13 protein-coding genes, 1 tRNA gene and 1 pseudogene are annotated in these 16,124 nt (G+C 64.1%); 9 read left to right on the plus strand and 6 right to left on the minus strand.

Annotated elements, in window-relative coordinates:
• Positions 1–93 precede the first annotated feature (93 nt).
• Together ACK56M_RS04190 and rimI are read left to right on the plus strand one after the other, a co-directional pair.
• Positions 94–879, plus strand: coding sequence for a hypothetical protein (locus ACK56M_RS04190; RefSeq protein WP_041506271.1), 786 nt, complete (start codon positions 94–96; stop codon positions 877–879).
• Positions 876–1,331, plus strand: a complete 456-nt coding sequence (rimI, locus tag ACK56M_RS04195) for a ribosomal protein S18-alanine N-acetyltransferase (RefSeq protein WP_003256329.1) — start codon at positions 876–878, stop codon at positions 1,329–1,331. The genes ACK56M_RS04190 and rimI overlap by 4 nt, the downstream gene beginning before the upstream one ends.
• Positions 1,332–1,347: 16 nt before the next feature.
• Here the strand turns inward: rimI and ACK56M_RS04200 are convergent, their stop codons facing one another.
• Complete coding sequence (locus ACK56M_RS04200) at positions 1,348–2,505, minus strand: hypothetical protein (protein WP_015268904.1); 1,158 nt, start codon at positions 2,503–2,505, stop codon at positions 1,348–1,350.
• Positions 2,506–2,572: 67 nt separating this feature from the next.
• Between ACK56M_RS04200 and ACK56M_RS04205 the strand changes: the two genes are divergently transcribed.
• The gene (locus ACK56M_RS04205) at positions 2,573–3,154 is read left to right on the plus strand and encodes a D-Ala-D-Ala carboxypeptidase family metallohydrolase (RefSeq protein WP_170977500.1); all 582 of its coding nucleotides are present in this window, start codon (positions 2,573–2,575) and stop codon (positions 3,152–3,154) included.
• Here the strand turns inward: ACK56M_RS04205 and ACK56M_RS04210 are convergent.
• Positions 3,094–4,011: a LysR substrate-binding domain-containing protein gene (locus ACK56M_RS04210; protein ID WP_061303392.1), complete on the minus strand. Its 918-nt coding sequence runs from the start codon at positions 4,009–4,011 to the stop codon at positions 3,094–3,096. The two genes, ACK56M_RS04205 and ACK56M_RS04210, sit on opposite strands and share 61 nt — an antisense overlap.
• A 225-nt stretch (positions 4,012–4,236) precedes the next feature.
• On the opposite strand from ACK56M_RS04210, the gene ACK56M_RS04215 reads away from it, so the two are divergent.
• Positions 4,237–4,851 carry a LysE family translocator gene (locus tag ACK56M_RS04215; protein ID WP_054572307.1) on the plus strand — a complete coding sequence of 205 codons (615 nt, stop codon included), beginning with the start codon at positions 4,237–4,239 and terminating at the stop codon, positions 4,849–4,851.
• A gap of 101 nt (positions 4,852–4,952) precedes the next feature.
• Here ACK56M_RS04215 and ACK56M_RS04220 read toward each other — a convergent pair.
• Positions 4,953–5,029, minus strand: a tRNA-Met gene (locus ACK56M_RS04220).
• A 100-nt stretch (positions 5,030–5,129) separates the two neighbouring features.
• Positions 5,130–5,702: pseudogene (locus ACK56M_RS04225) on the minus strand (FecR family protein); the annotation flags it as partial.
• Positions 5,703–5,883: 181 nt separating this feature from the next.
• Between ACK56M_RS04225 and ACK56M_RS04230 the strand changes: the two are divergent.
• The 5 genes from ACK56M_RS04230 to ACK56M_RS04250 all read left to right on the plus strand — a co-directional run bounded on the left by ACK56M_RS04230 (position 5,884) and on the right by ACK56M_RS04250 (position 13,011).
• Positions 5,884–7,098 carry an MFS transporter gene (locus tag ACK56M_RS04230; RefSeq protein WP_023661338.1) on the plus strand — a complete coding sequence of 405 codons (1,215 nt, stop codon included), beginning with the start codon at positions 5,884–5,886 and terminating at the stop codon, positions 7,096–7,098.
• A gap of 443 nt (positions 7,099–7,541) precedes the next feature.
• A complete protein-coding gene (locus ACK56M_RS04235; RefSeq protein ID WP_023661336.1) occupies positions 7,542–8,720 on the plus strand; it encodes an MFS transporter in 1,179 nt (392 codons plus the stop codon).
• 74 nt (positions 8,721–8,794) lie between these two features.
• A complete protein-coding gene (locus ACK56M_RS04240; protein ID WP_015268911.1) occupies positions 8,795–9,421 on the plus strand; it encodes a DNA-3-methyladenine glycosylase family protein in 627 nt (208 codons plus the stop codon).
• Between the two features lie 69 nt (positions 9,422–9,490).
• A complete protein-coding gene (gene ada, locus ACK56M_RS04245) occupies positions 9,491–10,543 on the plus strand; it encodes a bifunctional DNA-binding transcriptional regulator/O6-methylguanine-DNA methyltransferase Ada (protein WP_015268912.1) in 1,053 nt (350 codons plus the stop codon).
• Between the two features lie 56 nt (positions 10,544–10,599).
• On the plus strand, positions 10,600–13,011 hold the full coding sequence (locus ACK56M_RS04250) for a DUF3772 domain-containing protein (RefSeq protein ID WP_411959261.1): 2,412 nt from the start codon (positions 10,600–10,602) through the stop codon (positions 13,009–13,011).
• Between the two features lie 111 nt (positions 13,012–13,122).
• Here the strand turns inward: ACK56M_RS04250 and ACK56M_RS04255 are convergent, their stop codons facing one another.
• Both ACK56M_RS04255 and ACK56M_RS04260 read right to left on the minus strand, forming a co-directional pair.
• Positions 13,123–14,340, minus strand: a complete 1,218-nt coding sequence (locus ACK56M_RS04255; protein WP_096009874.1) for a DUF3422 domain-containing protein — start codon at positions 14,338–14,340, stop codon at positions 13,123–13,125.
• A 353-nt stretch (positions 14,341–14,693) separates the two neighbouring features.
• Positions 14,694–16,124, minus strand: a complete 1,431-nt coding sequence (locus tag ACK56M_RS04260; RefSeq protein ID WP_015268915.1) for an aldehyde dehydrogenase family protein — start codon at positions 16,122–16,124, stop codon at positions 14,694–14,696.

Consider the following 16,124-nt stretch of genomic DNA (forward strand, 5'->3'; position numbering starts at 1 on the left):
CGCCCGCGCGGCGCTCGGTCTGATAGGCGCTGCAAAAAACACGGCGTACACGTTAGAATCCCCTATTGTCTCCACCCCTCGGAAACCCGCCCCTTGCTCACCGAACCCCGTCGCCGCGCCTACCTTTCCGCCATGCAAGTGGTGCACTGGCTGCCGCGCGCCGAACTGCCGTTCGCCGCACCGTCGCGGCCCGAGCTGCTGCTGCCGGTGGCGCCGGTCGAGGACCTCGACTTCGACGTCAGGCCGGCACCGGCTGCCAACGAGGCGCCAGTCACCCCCCAGGCCCGCTCCGGCGAGCGGCCGAAAATCGAGATTCCGCGCCCGGGCAGTGCGCCCAAGCCGGCCGCCAAGCCTGTCGAGGCCGATGAGCAAGCCACGCCACCGCGCCCGGCCATGGTGCCACCCCCGCGCTTCTCGCTGCAGCTGCTACGAGCCGGCAGCTGCCTGCTACTGGTGGAGTTGGCCACCGGCCAGCCGTTCCAGAGCCGCGACCCGTCGTACCTGCTGCTCAAGGACATGCTGCGCGCCGCCGGCCTGCCCGACGCACCGCAGATCATCGGCGAGCCGGTGCGCTGGCCGCTGCTGGTGCGCGGCAACATGGACCAGGGCCCGGAGGCGGCGCGCGATTTTGTCCAGGGCTTTGTCCAGGCGCGCCTGGAGGACGCCCCGTGCACCTGCCTGTGGCTGGTCGGCCTGCCGGCGCTGCGCTTTGCCGCCAATGTCGACGGCGAAGCCTATTACCAAACCCTGAAGCTCGAGGGCCTGGGCGAAGCCTGGGCCTTGCCGGGCCTTGAACTGTTGATGGACGAGCCGCAGCGCAAGGCGGACGTCTGGAAAGCCATGCGCCAGCTGATGGCGCGCTGGAAGAGCGTTGAATGAGTGACTCGATCAGCTTCCGCCGGATGACCGAGGCGGATCTGGATGCCGTACTTAAGATCGAATATGCCGCGTTCAGTCATCCCTGGACTCGAGGGATCTTTCAGGATGCGCTCAAATCGTATGAAGTCTGGCTGATGTTCGACGGCCAGCAGCAGGTGGGCCATGGCGTGATCAACGTGATCATCGACGAGGCCCACCTGCTCAACATCACCGTCAAGCCGGAAAACCAGGGCCGCGGCCTGGGCCTGCGCCTGCTCGAGCACCTAATGGCCCGGGCCTACCAGCTCAATGGCCGCGAGTGCTTCCTGGAAGTGCGTGCCAGCAACCAGTCGGCCTATCGTTTGTACGAACGCTATGGTTTCAACGAAATCGGCCGCCGCCGCGACTATTACCCGGTTGCCGGCGGCCGTGAAGACGCCTTGGTGATGGCCTGCACCCTGCTCGAAGATTGAGCAGGGCGGGCTTCAATCACAGGTCCTGTGGCTGAGCCTCCATCGGCTTGGCCAGGTCGCGCAGGCTTCTGGTCACGCTGCCGGTATTGCATTTTGCCGCCGCCTGCTCCGGCGTGTACTTGCGAATGGTGCGGAAGAACAGCTCGCAGGTCTGTTTCTTCTGTGTAACCTGCCACTTGGTCGAGCAGGCATCCAGCGTCAGCTTGGCATCGGCCCGTTGATTGCGCCCCATCCCTGCCTGCCAGCAGGCTGCCGTCAGGTCCTGCCCCATCATTTTCAAGCCGGCAGCATCAGCTGCATCCTGGTTGCCGCCGTGGCTGTCCTTGTCTGCCGCATACCAGATGGCACTAGGGTGGTTGGCACCCAGTACCGGTACCTTGGCACCTGCCTGCGGGCTGATGCTGACCAGGCCCAGCACATTAACCTGCGGCCCGTACTGCTGCTGGATCCAGCTGCGTACCGGCGCGCCGAATGCCACCATCGGCAGAGGCCTGGCGGGGTTTTGCAGGGTCATCTCGCTGACCATGCGCACCTGGTAGTCCTTGAAGTAGCTGTAGGTTTCCTTCAGCGTTTCACCCGCGCTGGCGGGTGCGGCGATGGGAGCGATATCGATGATGGTCTGGTAGGCCGGGGTCTGGCTGGCGTCGACGCCGTTGAATGTCAACAGCTCAGCCCAGCGGTCGGTGGTGTTGGAGCGCAGGTAGTCCTGGGCCTGGGTCAGCGAGTAGTCCGGCGGGAAGTGCAGCAGTTCGATGCTGCGGCGGTTCTGCAGGGCCATGCCCAGCGGCAGGAACAGATACCAGTCGTAGGACCATTTGCCGTCCTCGTTCAGCCGGGTGGCCGCCTGATAGGCCAGTTCACCGCTGTCGAGCAGCTTGCGCAGGGGTTTTGCATAGTTGGCGGGTACGCCACTGATGTTTGCGTGCAGGCGATCGTTGTCGCGGCTTACATGCACCTGGGCCGCGGCATGGCCGTCGCGGCGTACGCTCTGTGTCAGATAGTGTTCTACGGTTTGCTCCAGGGTCCAGTCGCGATAACAGATCACGTGGCAGTTGTTGGGGAAGGCGAAAAGGCGGGTGACGCGCTGGGCGTCGCCCAGGTCGATTCGCGCATCGGCGGCTGCAAGGCCGCTGAAGGCCAGGGCGGCAAGGCTCGGTAATGCCATCTTGTGCATGCTTAACTCCTTGTTGGGCGCAGCCGTATTCGGCAGCGTGGCACATACTGTGGCAAGGGGAGCAGGGATGAAAAGGGCTGGATGGCTGCCGCTGGTGCTGGGCATGTTGGGTGCAGGAGCGCAGGCCGATGAGCGTGATATCTGGTTGTTCGCGCAATGGGCCGGGGACCATCAGACACGGCCATTTCGCGAGATGCTTGTGGATGCCCGTCTTTATGGCGTGGTGCCGATCCATCAGCTGCTGCGTTCGGCTTCGGACTGGAAGCTGTGCCACGCGTCCCCCTTCGCCGTGCCGCCCGCCAGCAACTGGCCGGCAGTGCGCTCGACGCTCTCGCTGATAAAGACGCTTCATGACCAGGGCATCCTGCGTCAGTTCGAGGTGGTTTCAGCCTATCGAGCCCCGCGGCTGAATGCCTGCGCCGGCGGGGCGGCCAACAGCGCCCATGCCCGGGCGTTCGCTGTCGATATCCTGCTGCCCGACTGGGCGGACCCCAACCCGCTGTGCCGGTTCTGGCAGCAATACGGCCAGGCCTGGAACATGGGCCTGGGGCGCTACCACTCCGGGCGTATTCATGTGGATACCGCGGGTTACCGTACCTGGGGTGGTGACGGCCGTGCGGGTTCGTCGTTCTGTATCAAGCCCAGATGAGCCAGGCAGCTCCGGCATTCGCCCATCACCCACGTGGCGAAGCGCTGGCGCTTGCCGTCGTCTTCCAACGGCAAGGGGCTGAGCAGGTGGTAGGCCGAGCCGTCACGCACGAAGCCGAACGGTGCCTGCAATTGCCCATTGTCGAGTTCGTCGCGCACCATGAGGGCTGAGGCCATGGCCAGGCCCAAGCCGGCGCTGGCGGCCTGAATCGACAGGTAGAAGTGCTGGTAGTCGCTGCGCTCGGTGTGCCGGACCTGTTGGCCGCTCAGGCGCAGCCAGTTGGGCCAGGCGCCGGGGCGGGTGGCGCTGTGCAGCAAGCGCTGGCCTTCGAGTTGGAGGGGGGCGGTGGGGTGGCAGACCGGGCCGATCCATTCGTCGCAGATCTTCTGGTTGTACAGCTGTTTGTCCCAGTGGAAGTCATCGCGGCGAATTGCCAGGTCGACACCACTACGTGCGAAGTCCAATGGCCCGCCAGCGGCCACCAGGTGCAACTGCAGGTCGGGATGGGCGGCGTGGAAGCGGGGCAGGCGCGGGATCAGCCAGCGCATGGCGATGGTCGGCTCGCACGACAGCACCAGTACGTTGTCGCGGGCCTGTTGTTGCAAACGCTGCACGGCGCCTTCGAGCTGCTCGAAGATCGCCTGGGTGGTGCCCTGCAAGGCACGGCCGGCAGGGGTGAGGAAAATGGCCCGGTTGCGGCGCTCGAACAACTCCACACCAAGGCTTTCTTCAAGCAGACGCACCTGGCGGCTGACTGCGCCATGGGTGACATGCAGGTGCTCGGCGGCGCGCACGAAGCTCTCGGTCTGGGCGGCTATGTCGAAGTAGCGGAAGGCGTTGAGTGGCGGCAGTTTCATGGCATTCCTGTTTGTCTGTGCCGGCCTCTCGCGGGTAAACCCGCACACAGGCGATGCGCCGCCCCTGTAGGAGCGGGTTTACCCGCGAAGAGGCCGACACAGGCTCTAGATATCTGTGAGGAAAGCTATCAGATTTACCTCACTATAAATCGATTTTTGCTGGGCTATAAGCTCTCGATAATTACCTGGTCTGTGCATTTCCATCGTCTATCGAGAGCCACCAGCATGACCGAACTCATTGCCGTCGCCCTGTTCACCCTGCTCGCCGTCATCAGCCCCGGTGCCGACTTCGCCATGGTCACCCGCAGCAGTTATGCACAGGGCCGTAAGGCCGGGCTGGCTGTTGCCGTAGGGATTGCCCTGGGGGTGCAGGTGCACGTCCTGTACACGGTGCTGGGCATCGCGGTGATCATCAGCCAGAGCCCGACCCTGTTCCTGGGCATGAAAGTGCTGGGTGCGGGTTACCTGGTCTACCTGGGTTTCCAGTCGCTGACCAACACCCGGCGTATCAGCCTCGACGGGGTTGCCGCATCAGCCACCAGCGTAACGCAGGCCCTGCGCACGGGCTTTCTGACCAACGCCCTCAACCCCAAGACCATGCTGTTCGTGATCAGTGCCTTCACCCAGGTGGTGCAACCGGGCGGCTCGTTGGTGCTGGATTTTGCCTACGGTGCTTTCATGTCCGTTGCCCACTGGCTGTGGTTCAGCCTGGTGGCGGTATTTTTTTCCAGTACGGCATTGCGCAAGGCGATGATCGAGCGGCAAAGGCTGGTGGACCGGGTAATCGGCCTGGCGCTGATCGGGTTGGGCCTGGCCGTGGCGGTGACTGGAATGCGTTGAGGTGGCAATTGCATGCCCTGTGCGGGAAGGGTGCAGGCCTGTGGTAATTTTCCGCAGGCAAAGAAAAAGGGCTTACCTTGCGGTAAGCCCTTCGTCTTGTTTGGTGGCTACACAGGGACTTGAACCCCGGACCCCAGCATTATGAATGCTATGCTCTAACCAACTGAGCTATGTAGCCGATGGCGCGCATTATTCTCTTGAACGGCCCCCCTGTCAACACTCATTTCAAAAAAAATTTGCACGCTTTCAAAAACTTAGCGGCCAGGCCCGGGTTCTGCCTTGCCCAACGGCATGTCACCGGCTTTCAACTGCCCGCTGCGCCAGCCATCGGCGGCCTTGAGGTCGGCTTTCCGTACCGGGCCGATATGCGCGCCATCGAAGGTTACCCGCTCACCCATCGATACCATGCGCTGTTCGCTGCCTTGGATAACCATGGCCTTGCCACTGAGTACCACCAGTTCGTCATGGCCTGCATGGCGGGCGACCTGCAGGCGGGTACCGAACACCTGGATGCGCGCGTCGCCCACTGCTATCTCCATGGCCCTGCCGTCGAGCATCACTTCCAGGTATACCCGGCCCTGCACCAGGTGCAGTTGGCGCGTGCGGCCACGCAGGTCGGCGTTCATCGCACTGGCGCTGCCCAGGTGCAGGGTGGTGCCATCGGCCAGGCGGATGCTACGGCGCTCACCTGCATCGGTATGCAATTCGCTGCCCAGGCGCTGTATCAGCGGCCAGTACAGGTAGGCGGTAGCGGCCAGCCCCAGGAGGAACAATAGCGCCAGCCATTTGCCCAGATGGCTGCGGTGCGCGTTGATCTGCCGTGGACGGACGCGAACGGGCATTGGGCTCATGGGGTTGGTGTGCTCGCGATTAGGGCCGTTTCGCCCAACGATGACGGGTATTTGGCCAAGGATGCTAATTATATTGATAACCATTTTCAAGTGTGTCGCGGACAAAGGAAATAAAAGGTAGCTATGTATCTATTTGTTTTCCGATAATCGGATCCCAAACTACGGACGGAGATTCAGGCACATGGCTATCAGTAGCGCCTCCACGGCGCCCACCAGTGCAGCGGCGAGCCAAGCCACGCCGCTGGTGATGCGCATAATCGGTTTCTGCGCCCTGGCGCACCTGATCAATGACCTGATCCAGTCTGTGCTGCCGGCGATCTACCCGATGCTCAAGGCCAACTACGACCTGAGTTTCGCCCAGATCGGCATGATCACCCTGACGTTCCAGATCACCGCCTCGCTGCTGCAGCCTTGGGTCGGTTTCTTTACCGATCGCCGACCGGCACCGAACCTGCTGCCACTGGGCACCCTGTGTACCCTGGTGGGTATCGTGATGCTGGCCTTCGTCGGCAGCTTCCCGATGATTCTGCTGGCCTCGGCCCTGGTGGGTATCGGCTCGTCGACCTTCCACCCGGAAACCTCGCGTATTGCGCGCCTGGCATCGGGCGGGCGCTTCGGCCTGGCCCAGTCGACCTTCCAGGTCGGTGGCAACACCGGGTCGGCTTTGGGGCCGCTGCTGGCGGCAGCCATTGTCATTCCGTTCGGCCAGAGCCACGTGGCCTGGTTCGGCCTGGCTGCGCTGTTCTTTCTCGGCGTCACCCTGATGCTGCGTGGCTGGTACAAGGAGCACCTCAACCAGGCCAAGGCGCGCAAGGCTGTGCAGGCGACCCACGGCATTTCCCGCGGGCGGGTGGTGGCGGCGCTGATCGTGCTGGGCCTGCTGGTGTTCTCCAAGTACTTCTACATGGCCAGCTTTACCAGCTATTTCACCTTCTACCTGATCGAGAAGTTCGATGTGTCGGTGGCCAGCTCGCAGCTGCACCTGTTCCTGTTCCTTGGTGCGGTGGCGGCGGGTACCTTCTTTGGCGGGCCGATCGGTGACCGCATCGGGCGCAAGGCCGTGATCTGGTTCTCGATCCTCGGCGTGGCGCCGTTCACCCTGGTGTTGCCGTATGCCGATCTGTTCTGGACCACCGTGTTGAGCGTGGTGATCGGCTTTATCCTGGCTTCGGCGTTTTCCGCGATCGTGGTGTATGCGCAGGAGCTGGTACCGGGCAGCGTGGGCATGATTGCCGGGATCTTCTTCGGGCTGATGTTCGGCTTTGGTGGCATCGGTGCGGCCTTGCTGGGGTATGTGGCGGACCTGCGTGGCATCGAGTACGTATACGAGGTGTGTTCGTTCCTGCCGTTGTTCGGGTTGCTGGCGGTGTTCTTGCCAAGTACCGGCAAGCGCTGAAAGATGCACAGAACCTGTAGGAGCAGCCTTGTGCTGCGAAGAGGCCATTACTGCCGAAGACAATTTGTTGTCTTGCCGGCCTCTTCGCAGCACAAGGCTGCTCCTACAAGGGCCCGCGCAGGTCTGGAGAGCATGCAAGGCGGTTGCTCTCCGAAATTTGACGACTTGACCACCCTTGGCCTAGAGTCCGCCCTTTCTTCAACCACCTGCGTAGTAGTCAAAGCAATGTGCCGTACCCAGTCCCTGCCAAACGCCCGCCAGCCTGCCTTCCAGGCCCTGCGTCGTGCGTGGCCGAGCGACACGGTGCTCAAGCGTCGCCGCAGCGTGCTTTTTGCCTTCACCTTCTCGCCACACCTCGCCTGAACTGATCTGCGCTTTCGCGCTCGCCGCCCTGGCGTGCGCGCCTGTGTCTGCACGTCTTTTCGGTTTGCAAGGAGTGGTACATGAACATGCGTTTGCTGGCGGGCCTGTTGTTCGCCGTTTCGGTCGTGGGTTTCAGTTTGGGGGCCAGCCTGCCGCTGGTGTCGTTGCGCCTGCATGAAGCCGGTGCGAGCACCCTGGAAATCGGCATCATCTCGGCCATCCCCGCTGCGGGCATGATGCTCTCGGCGTTCCTGGTCGACGCCTGCTGTCGCCACCTGACCCGGCGCACCATCTACCTGCTGTGCTTCAGCCTGTGCACGCTCAGCATTGCCTTGCTCGAGTCGGCGTTCGGTTCGCTGTGGCAGCTGGCGCTGTTGCGCCTGGGCCTGGGGCTGGGCATGGGTATCGCCATCATCCTCGGCGAGTCGTGGGTCAACGAACTGTGCCCGGAGCACAACCGCGGCAAGATCATGGCCCTGTACGCCACCAGCTTTACCGGCTTCCAGGTGCTCGGCCCGGCCATGCTGGCGGTGCTGGGCGCCGACAGCCCGTGGATCACCGGTGTGGTCACCGCCTGCTATGGCCTGGCGCTGCTGTGCATCGTGCTGACCGTACCCAACGACCATGTGGAACATGAAGAAGGTGAAAAGAGCTTCGGCCTGGCCGGCTTCTTCCGTGTGGCGCCGGCGTTATGCGTGGCGGTGCTGTTCTTCTCGTTCTTCGATGCCGTGGTGCTGTCGCTGCTGCCGGTGTATGCCACCAGCCATGGCTTTGCCGTGGGCGTGGCGGCGCTGATGGTGACCGTCGTGTTTGCCGGTGACATGTTGTTCCAGTTGCCGCTTGGCTGGTTGGCCGACCGGGTGGAGCGCACCGGGCTGCACCTGGTATGCGGGCTGCTGGCGATGGCGATCGGTATCGGCCTGCCCTGGCTGCTGAACCTGACCTGGTTGCTATGGCCGCTGCTGGTGCTGCTGGGCGCCGTGGCAGGCGGCATCTATACCCTGGCGCTGGTACTGATCGGGCAGCGCTTCAAGGGGCAGGACCTGGTTACCGCCAATGCCAGCGTGGGCTTGCTGTGGGGTGTGGGTAGCCTGGTCGGGCCGCTGGTCAGCGGTGCGGCGATGGATGTGGCGCCGCATGGTCTGCCCATCGCGCTGGCGCTGATGGCCGGGTTGTTCGTGTGCTTTGCCCGGCAGTCTTACCGGCGCACGGTGCGGTTGCGGGGCGATGGTGCCGAGCAATACCCTGCCAGGAATTAGCCGCGCAAGAATCGGCGTTTGTCCGATGAACGGCTGCGTTAAGCTGGGCCTGCAATCGACCCGTTGGAGGTGCCATGATCCTGTCCGACCTATCGCCTGAAGCCTACCGTGAGGCCACTGAATACCTTGCGGCGCTCGACCCGGACTGGTCGCGGCATATCGAGGCGACCGGGCCTTGCCTGCACCAGGCCACGCCGGGGCGTGAACCTTACGAAGTGCTGGTGCGAGCGATTGCCTACCAGCAGTTGCATGCCCGTGCTGCCGAGGCAATTCTGGGGCGGCTTTTGGCGCTGTTTCCGGAGGCCAGTTTCCCTGGGCCGGAACAGTTGCTGGCGGTTGCACCGCAAACCATGCGCGCCTGTGGTTTTTCCGCGAGCAAGATGGCGACGATCCAGGGTATTGCCCAAGGCCGGCTGGATGGCCTGGTGCCGAGCCGGGAAGAGGCACTGGCCATGGCTGACGAGGCGTTGATCGAACGGCTGGTGGCATTGCGCGGGGTAGGGCGGTGGACGGTGGAGATGTTGCTGATCTACAGCCTGGCGCGTTCGGACGTTCTGCCGGTCGACGATTTTGGCGTGCGCGAGGGTTATCGGCGGCTGAAGGGGCTGGACAAGGCGCCGACGCCGGCGCAAATGCGTTCGCTGGGTGGCGGCTGGCGCCCATACCGCACCGTGGCGGCCTGGTACCTGTGGCGGGCCTGAGGTTTTGCACTGCCTGTGCCGGCCCGCGAAGAGGCCGGCACAGGCAACAACCTATCTGGACATTTACCAATGAACCCCTACACCACCCCCGACCAACGCTGGCAAGCCGTAGAATCCCGCGAAACCGCCGCCACCGGCCACTTCGTCTACGCCGTGCGCACCACCGGCATCTACTGCCACCCCGGCTGCAAATCGCGTCTTGCCAAGCGAACCAACGTCGAGTTCTACGACACCCCAGCTGCCGCCGAAACCGCCGGCTACCGCGCCTGCAAACGTTGCACCGCCACCACCAGCGCCACCCGCCACAGCCAGCTGGTCACCCGCGCCTGCCGCCTGATCGAAGCCATCGACCCGGCACCCAGCCTCGACCAACTCAGCGCCCAACTGGCCGTCAGCCCTTTTCACCTGCATCGCCTGTTCAAGGCCGAAACCGGTCTGACCCCCAAGGCCTATGCCACCGCTTTCCGTGCCCGGCGCCTGCGCGCCCACCTGGAAGATGGCCAGCGCTCTGTCACCGATGCCATCTATGACGCCGGCTATAACTCCAACAGCCGCTTCTACGAAAGCGCCGACCAGCGCCTGGGCATGCGTCCGCGGCAATACCGCGCCGGCGGCGCCGGGGCAACCATCCACTTCGCCCTTGGCCAATGCTCCTTGGGTGCCATCCTGGTGGCCCAGAGCGAGAAGGGCATTTGCGCGATCCTGCTGGGCGACGATCCCGAGGCCCTGCTGCACGACCTGCAGGACCAGTTCCCCAAGGCCCACCTGGTCGGCGGCGACAGTGCTTACGAACGGTTGGTCGCCGAGGTGGTGGGATTCGTCGAAGCACCCGCGCTGGGCCTGGCCTTGCCACTGGATGTGCAAGGCACTGCGTTCCAGGAGCGGGTGTGGCAAGCCCTGCGCGAGGTGCCGGCCGGCAGCCGGGTCAGCTACACCGACATCGCCGAGCGCATCGGCGCGCCCAAGGCGGTGCGTGCGGTGGCCATGGCCTGCGCGGCCAACCACATCGCCGTGGCCATCCCCTGTCATCGGGTGGTCCGCCGCGACGGCGACATCAGTGGCTACCGCTGGGGCATCGAGCGCAAACAGCAGTTGCTCAAACGAGAAACGGCACTCTCCTGATCGCGTGAAGCCGCGTAGAATCCTCCGCCAAATCGAATTGTAAAGAGGAATATTCGATGAGGCGTGTCAGCCTTGCCCGTTATTGTCCAGGCCTGATGGTTTTCATGGCCCTGATGCTTGCCATTGCCAGCCCGGCCTGGTCGGCCCCGGCCACGCCATTGTCCAATCTGGCGGTTGCCGAAGCGGACGTGCTGGATGAAAACGCCAGCATCGAGCAGTTGAGCGAGCGGCTGGACCAGATACGCCAGGGCGTTACCAGCGACGCCAATGATGATCTGCTTTCGCAGTTGCGCCTGGGCGCAATGCAGGTGCAGCGTCAGGCCGACGCGTTGACTGCCCTGCGCACCACTGATGTTGAAAAAGTCGACGACAAGCTCAAGGTCATCGGCCCGGTCCAGCCGGACGAGGCGGCTACCCTGACCCAGCAGCGTAAAGCGCTGGAGGCCGAGAAGAAGGCCTTGGTGGCGCAGCAGGACCAGGCCTCCAAGCTGACCCAGTCGGCGCGCGACTTGTCCACGCAAATCGTCAACCTGCGCCGCAGCCAGTTCAACTCGCAGATCACCAGCCGCGCGGCCTCACCGCTGAGCCCGGCGTTCTGGCAGAGCATCATTCGCCCCACCCAGGACGATGTGGCACGCCTGCGTGACCTGCGTGGTGAGACGGCTGATGCCATCAGCAGTGCCTTCAGCGCTGAAAATCGCTGGCTGTTCATTACCAGCCTGGTAGCGGCAATCCTGGTCTGGACCTTGGTGCGCCGCGTGCTCGAGCGCCTTCTCGCCGGCGCCATGGTCAGCTGGCTGCCCGAAGGCCGCCTGCGCCGCAGTGCGCTGGCGCTGGGTGTCAGCCTGGCAACCTTGGGCACCATCGCCGGCTCGGTCTCGCTGCTGCGTTGGGGGCTGGAGAGCAGCGCCGAGTTGGGCGCCGATATCGCCAGCCTGGCCAATCATGTACTTGCCCTGGTGGTGTTCAGTGCCTTCATCACCGGCCTGGGCCGCGCCATGCTGATGCTGCAGCGCCCGTCCTGGCGCCTGCCACCTATTCACGATGAAGTGGCCAGCGCCCTGGGCTGGTTCCCCAAGGTGCTGGCGTTGGCGCTGATGGTCATGATGACCATGGAACGCATCAACAGCGTGATCGGTGCCAGCCTGGCGCTGACCGTGGCGGTCAACGGCCTGACCGCGCTGGTAGTGGCGTTCACCTTCGCCGGTGCGCTGCTGCGTTACCGCCGCACCCTGCGCAAGCATGACCTGGAGCGCCCCACAGGCCTGGCCGGGCTGATCCCGTTCGTGATGGTGATCTGGCTTACGTTGATCCTGCTGGCCTTGCTCGCCGGTTACCTGACACTCGCCTACTTCCTCACCGCCAAGCTGCTGTGGGTCAGCCTGGTGATTACCTGTGCCTACCTGCTGACCACGTTCTTTGGCGACCTCTGCGAAACCCTGCTGTCGCCCCGCCAGCCCGGCGGCCTGGCGCTGGCCTCGACCCTGGGCCTGGCGCCACGTCACCAGGCCCAGGCCAGCACCATCCTGGCCGGTATCGGCCGCACCGTGGTGCTGTTCCTGGCGTTGTTGCTGGCACTGATGCCGTCGGGCACCAGCCCCAGCGAACTGCTGTTGAGCCTGGGTGATTGGGACGAGACCGGCGGCAAGCTGCTGGGCAACATGAACATTGTCCCCCAGGACATTCTGTTGGCAGTGGTGATGTTCCTCGGCGGCCTGTTCGCCATCCGCGTGGTCAAGCGCTGGCTGAGCGATCGCCTGCTACCGGAAACCGACATGGACGCCGGCATGCGTGCCTCGCTGGTGACTCTGGTGGGTTACCTGGGCTTCATCTTCCTGGCCATGCTGGTGATGTCGACCCTGCGCATCAACCTCACCAGCCTGACCTGGGTGGTCAGTGCCCTGTCGGTGGGTATCGGTTTCGGCTTGCAGCAGATCGTGCAGAACTTCATTTCCGGCCTGATCCTGCTGACCGAGCGCCCGGTCAAGGTGGGCGACTGGGTCAGCCTGGCGGGTGTCGAGGGCGACATTCGCCGTATCAACGTGCGCGCCACCGAGATCCAGATGTCCGACCGCTCGACGGTTATCGTGCCCAACTCGCAGTTCATCTCGCAGAACGTGCGTAACGTGACCATGGGCAACGCCCTGGGCGTGGTCGGCATTACCCTGACCATGCCGCTGGAGACCGATGCCAACCGCGTGCGTGAACTGCTGCTGGCGGCTTACCAGGAGCACGAGGCGATTCTGGATGCGCCGGCTACCTCGGTCACCTTCAAGGACCTGACCAGCAGCGGCATGGTGATAGGTGTGAGTGGTTACGTGGCGGGGCCGCGGCAGGTGTCCGGTACGCGCAGTGACCTGTTGTTCACCATCCTTGGGCGCCTGCGTGATGAAGGTATTGCCCTGTCGTCGCCGCAGAGCATGGTGTTGGTGCAGGAGGGCGCTCGCTCGGCTGACGAGTCGGTGTGAAGCCAATCGCCGGCAAGCCAGCTCCCACAGGTACTGCGTATGGCTTGAAGTCGACGCGGTCCTTGTGGGAGCTGGCTTGCCGGCGATTGGGCTGCAAGGCAGCCCCCTGCCTCAATGCTGCTTGGCCTGCCTGATCCTCAGCAAAATCACCAGCAACACCAACAGCACAGGCGGCGCCATGGCCAACAGCCCATCCCGCGCCGTCAGCCCCAACCCCAGCACATTCAGCCCGCCATACAGCAGCTTGAACAAGTTCAGCAGGTAGTAGGTGATGGCAATGATCGACAGCCCCTCCACCGCCCGTTGAATCTTCACCTGGGCATCAGCCCGGGCATTGAGGCTGCGCAGGATCCCGGCGTTCTGCTCTTCCATTTCCACCTGTACCCGCGCCTGCAACAGGTCGCCCAGGTTGGCCACATTCTTTGCCAGCTGCTCCAGGCGCTGCTCGGTGGCCGCGCAGTAGCGCACGGTCGGCTTGAACCGGCGTTCGATGAAAACCCCCAGGCGCTGGCAGTCGCCCACATGGCTTTCCCGCAGCTCGCCCAGGCGTTCGAACACCAGTTGCGCATAGGCTTGCGTGGCGCCGAAGCGGTGGCGGGTTTTCACCGTACGGCTGACCACCTGGCGTGACAGGTGGGCAATGGCTTCCAGCAAGCCTTTGGAATCATGGTCATCGACACCGGCACTTCGCTCCGAGAGGTTGACCAGGGTCTTGTCGAAGGCATCCAGTTCCTGGCTCAGGTCCTTGGCCGTGGTCAGGGTCAGCGAGGCCATCATGCGGTAGGTCTCGATCTCCAGCAGACGGCGGATCATGCGGCCCTGTCGGTAGGCATTGAGGCGACGGTTGATGAACAGGAAGCGGTTGGTGCCGTCCTCGGTCAGGCGAAAATCGCTCCACACCACCGCATCGCCACCGCCGACGCAGGAGCCGCACGGGTCCTTGAAACCGTAGTGGGGCAGGTCCAGTTCCTGTTCGTCACGGACCAGCACCTGCACCGCGTTGATCACCTGCGCCGCTTGCGGGGCGATAGCCTCGGCCAGCACCGGCGGCAGCGTTTGCCACTCGGTATCGGCGGCAGTGCAGGGCACCACCAGGGTCAGGGTGAAGAACTCGGTGTGCCGTTCCCACTTGAACGGATGGCCATCCAGGCGGGTGATGCCTTGGGCGGCTGCGGTGTCCAGGGCATCCGGGCAGCAGCGTTGCAGCAGTGCCGCACAGGCAGCATCGCCGCCGAGCAAGGCCAGGTGGAAGACATGCGCCGGGCCGTCGAAATACAGTGACGGGCGGGCGTGCAGCTCGTTGTGCAAGGCGGTGCGTTGAGGGTGCATGGGTGGTCCGGCCTGGTGTTGTGATTGTGGGGGTACCAGGAAGTGGGACTTTGCGGGGGGAGGGGAAAGTCACGCGGACGCAAAGTTTTGTATCGCCTGTGCCGGCCTCTTCGCGGGTAAACCCGCTCCCACAGGGATAGCGCAGGCCTGAAGGGCAGCGCGGTACCTGTGGGAGCGGGTTTACCCGCGAAGAGGCCGGTGAGCCCGGCATCAATTCCAGGCCTTATTCGCGGTTCAGCAACTGGTTGAGCGCCCGGGTCATTTGCACGTTATGCACGTTATGCATGGTCATACGCGGTTCTTGTAGGAGCGGCCTTGTGTCGCGAAAGGGCCGCAAAGCGGCCCCGGAAATTTCAACCCAGACAGCGCGTCACATGCTTGACCGACTGGTAGGCCGACAACCCCCAAGGCCCCAGCTCACGCCCGATCCCGCTACCCTTGGTACCACCCCACGAGGTCTCGACGAACACCGCCTGCACCGAGTTGATCCACACATGGCCGACCTCCAGCGCATCGGCCACCCGCTCGGCGCGTTCCAGGTCGGCGGAGCACACCGTAGCCACCAGCCCGAAGCGGCTATCGTTGGCCTCGGCAATTGCCTGTTCCTCGGTCGCAAAGCGACGCGCGCACAGCACCGGGCCAAAGATTTCCTCGGTCCACAGGCGGCTGTCTTTCGGCACATCGGCATACAGCGTCGGGCTGACGAACCAGCCATCCCGGTCCAGCGCCTTGCCACCGGCCAGACACTGCAGGCCTTCTTCCCGCGCCGTGGCAAAGTAGCCGGCCACCTTCAGCCACTGCGCCTGGCTGGTCAGCGGCCCCATGTCGACCTCTTCGGTCAATGGATTACCGACCCGCAGGTTTTCCAGTGCCACCTGCAAGCGCGGTAGCAGCGCATCGGCAATGCCGTCCTGCACCAGCAGCCGCGAAGTGGCCGAGCACATCTGCCCGGCGTTCCAGGTGATGCCGGCGACGATCCATTCCACTGCCTGGCCCACGTCGCAATCATCGAACACCACGATCGCCGACTTGCCGCCCAGCTCCAGCGTCACCGGCCGGCACTGCGCCGAAGCGCTGCGCATTACCTGGCTGCCGACACTATTGCTGCCGGTGAACGACAGCTTGTCCAGGCCATTGTGGTTGCTCAGTGCAGCGCCGGTTTCGGCCTTGCCGTTGACGATGTTCAACACCCCGGCCGGCAGCTCCAGGGCATCGGCGATCTGGCCGTAGGCCTGTTCGATCAGCGGGGTGACTTCCGATGGCTTGAGCACCACGGTGCAACCAGCGGCCAGGGCCGGGGCGAGCTTCCAGGCGCTGGTCACCAGCGGGAAGTTCCACGGCACGATCAGGCCGACCACGCCCACCGGTTCCAGGCGGGTGCGAGCGCTGAAACCCGGCGCAGCCAACGGCACATCGCGGTTCTTCGATGGCAGTTGCTCGGCCAGTTCGGCGTAGTAGCCGAAGGTGGCGATGGCGTCGTCCAGGTCGATTTCCGCCTCGTGACGTGGCTTGCCGTTGTTGCGCATCTGCAAGGTGATCAACGCTTCACGGCGCTGCCCGAGTTGTTCGGCAAAGCCGCGCAGGTAGGCGGCGCGTTCGCTGGCGCTGGTGTTTTTCCAGGCGGGCAGGGCGCCGCGGGCAGCGGTCACTGCCTGGTCTACCTGGGCGACGCTGGCGGCCTTCAGTTCGGCAAAGGGTTGCCCAAGGGCCGGGTCATTGACGCTGATGCAGTCGCTGCCCTGGCCTTCGACCCAGCGGCCGGCGATGTAGTGGGAAGTGGTCAT

Origin of the sequence: Pseudomonas sp. s4, from assembly GCF_046764235.1 — a bacterium.
Classification (GTDB): domain Bacteria; phylum Pseudomonadota; class Gammaproteobacteria; order Pseudomonadales; family Pseudomonadaceae; genus Aquipseudomonas; species Aquipseudomonas asiatica.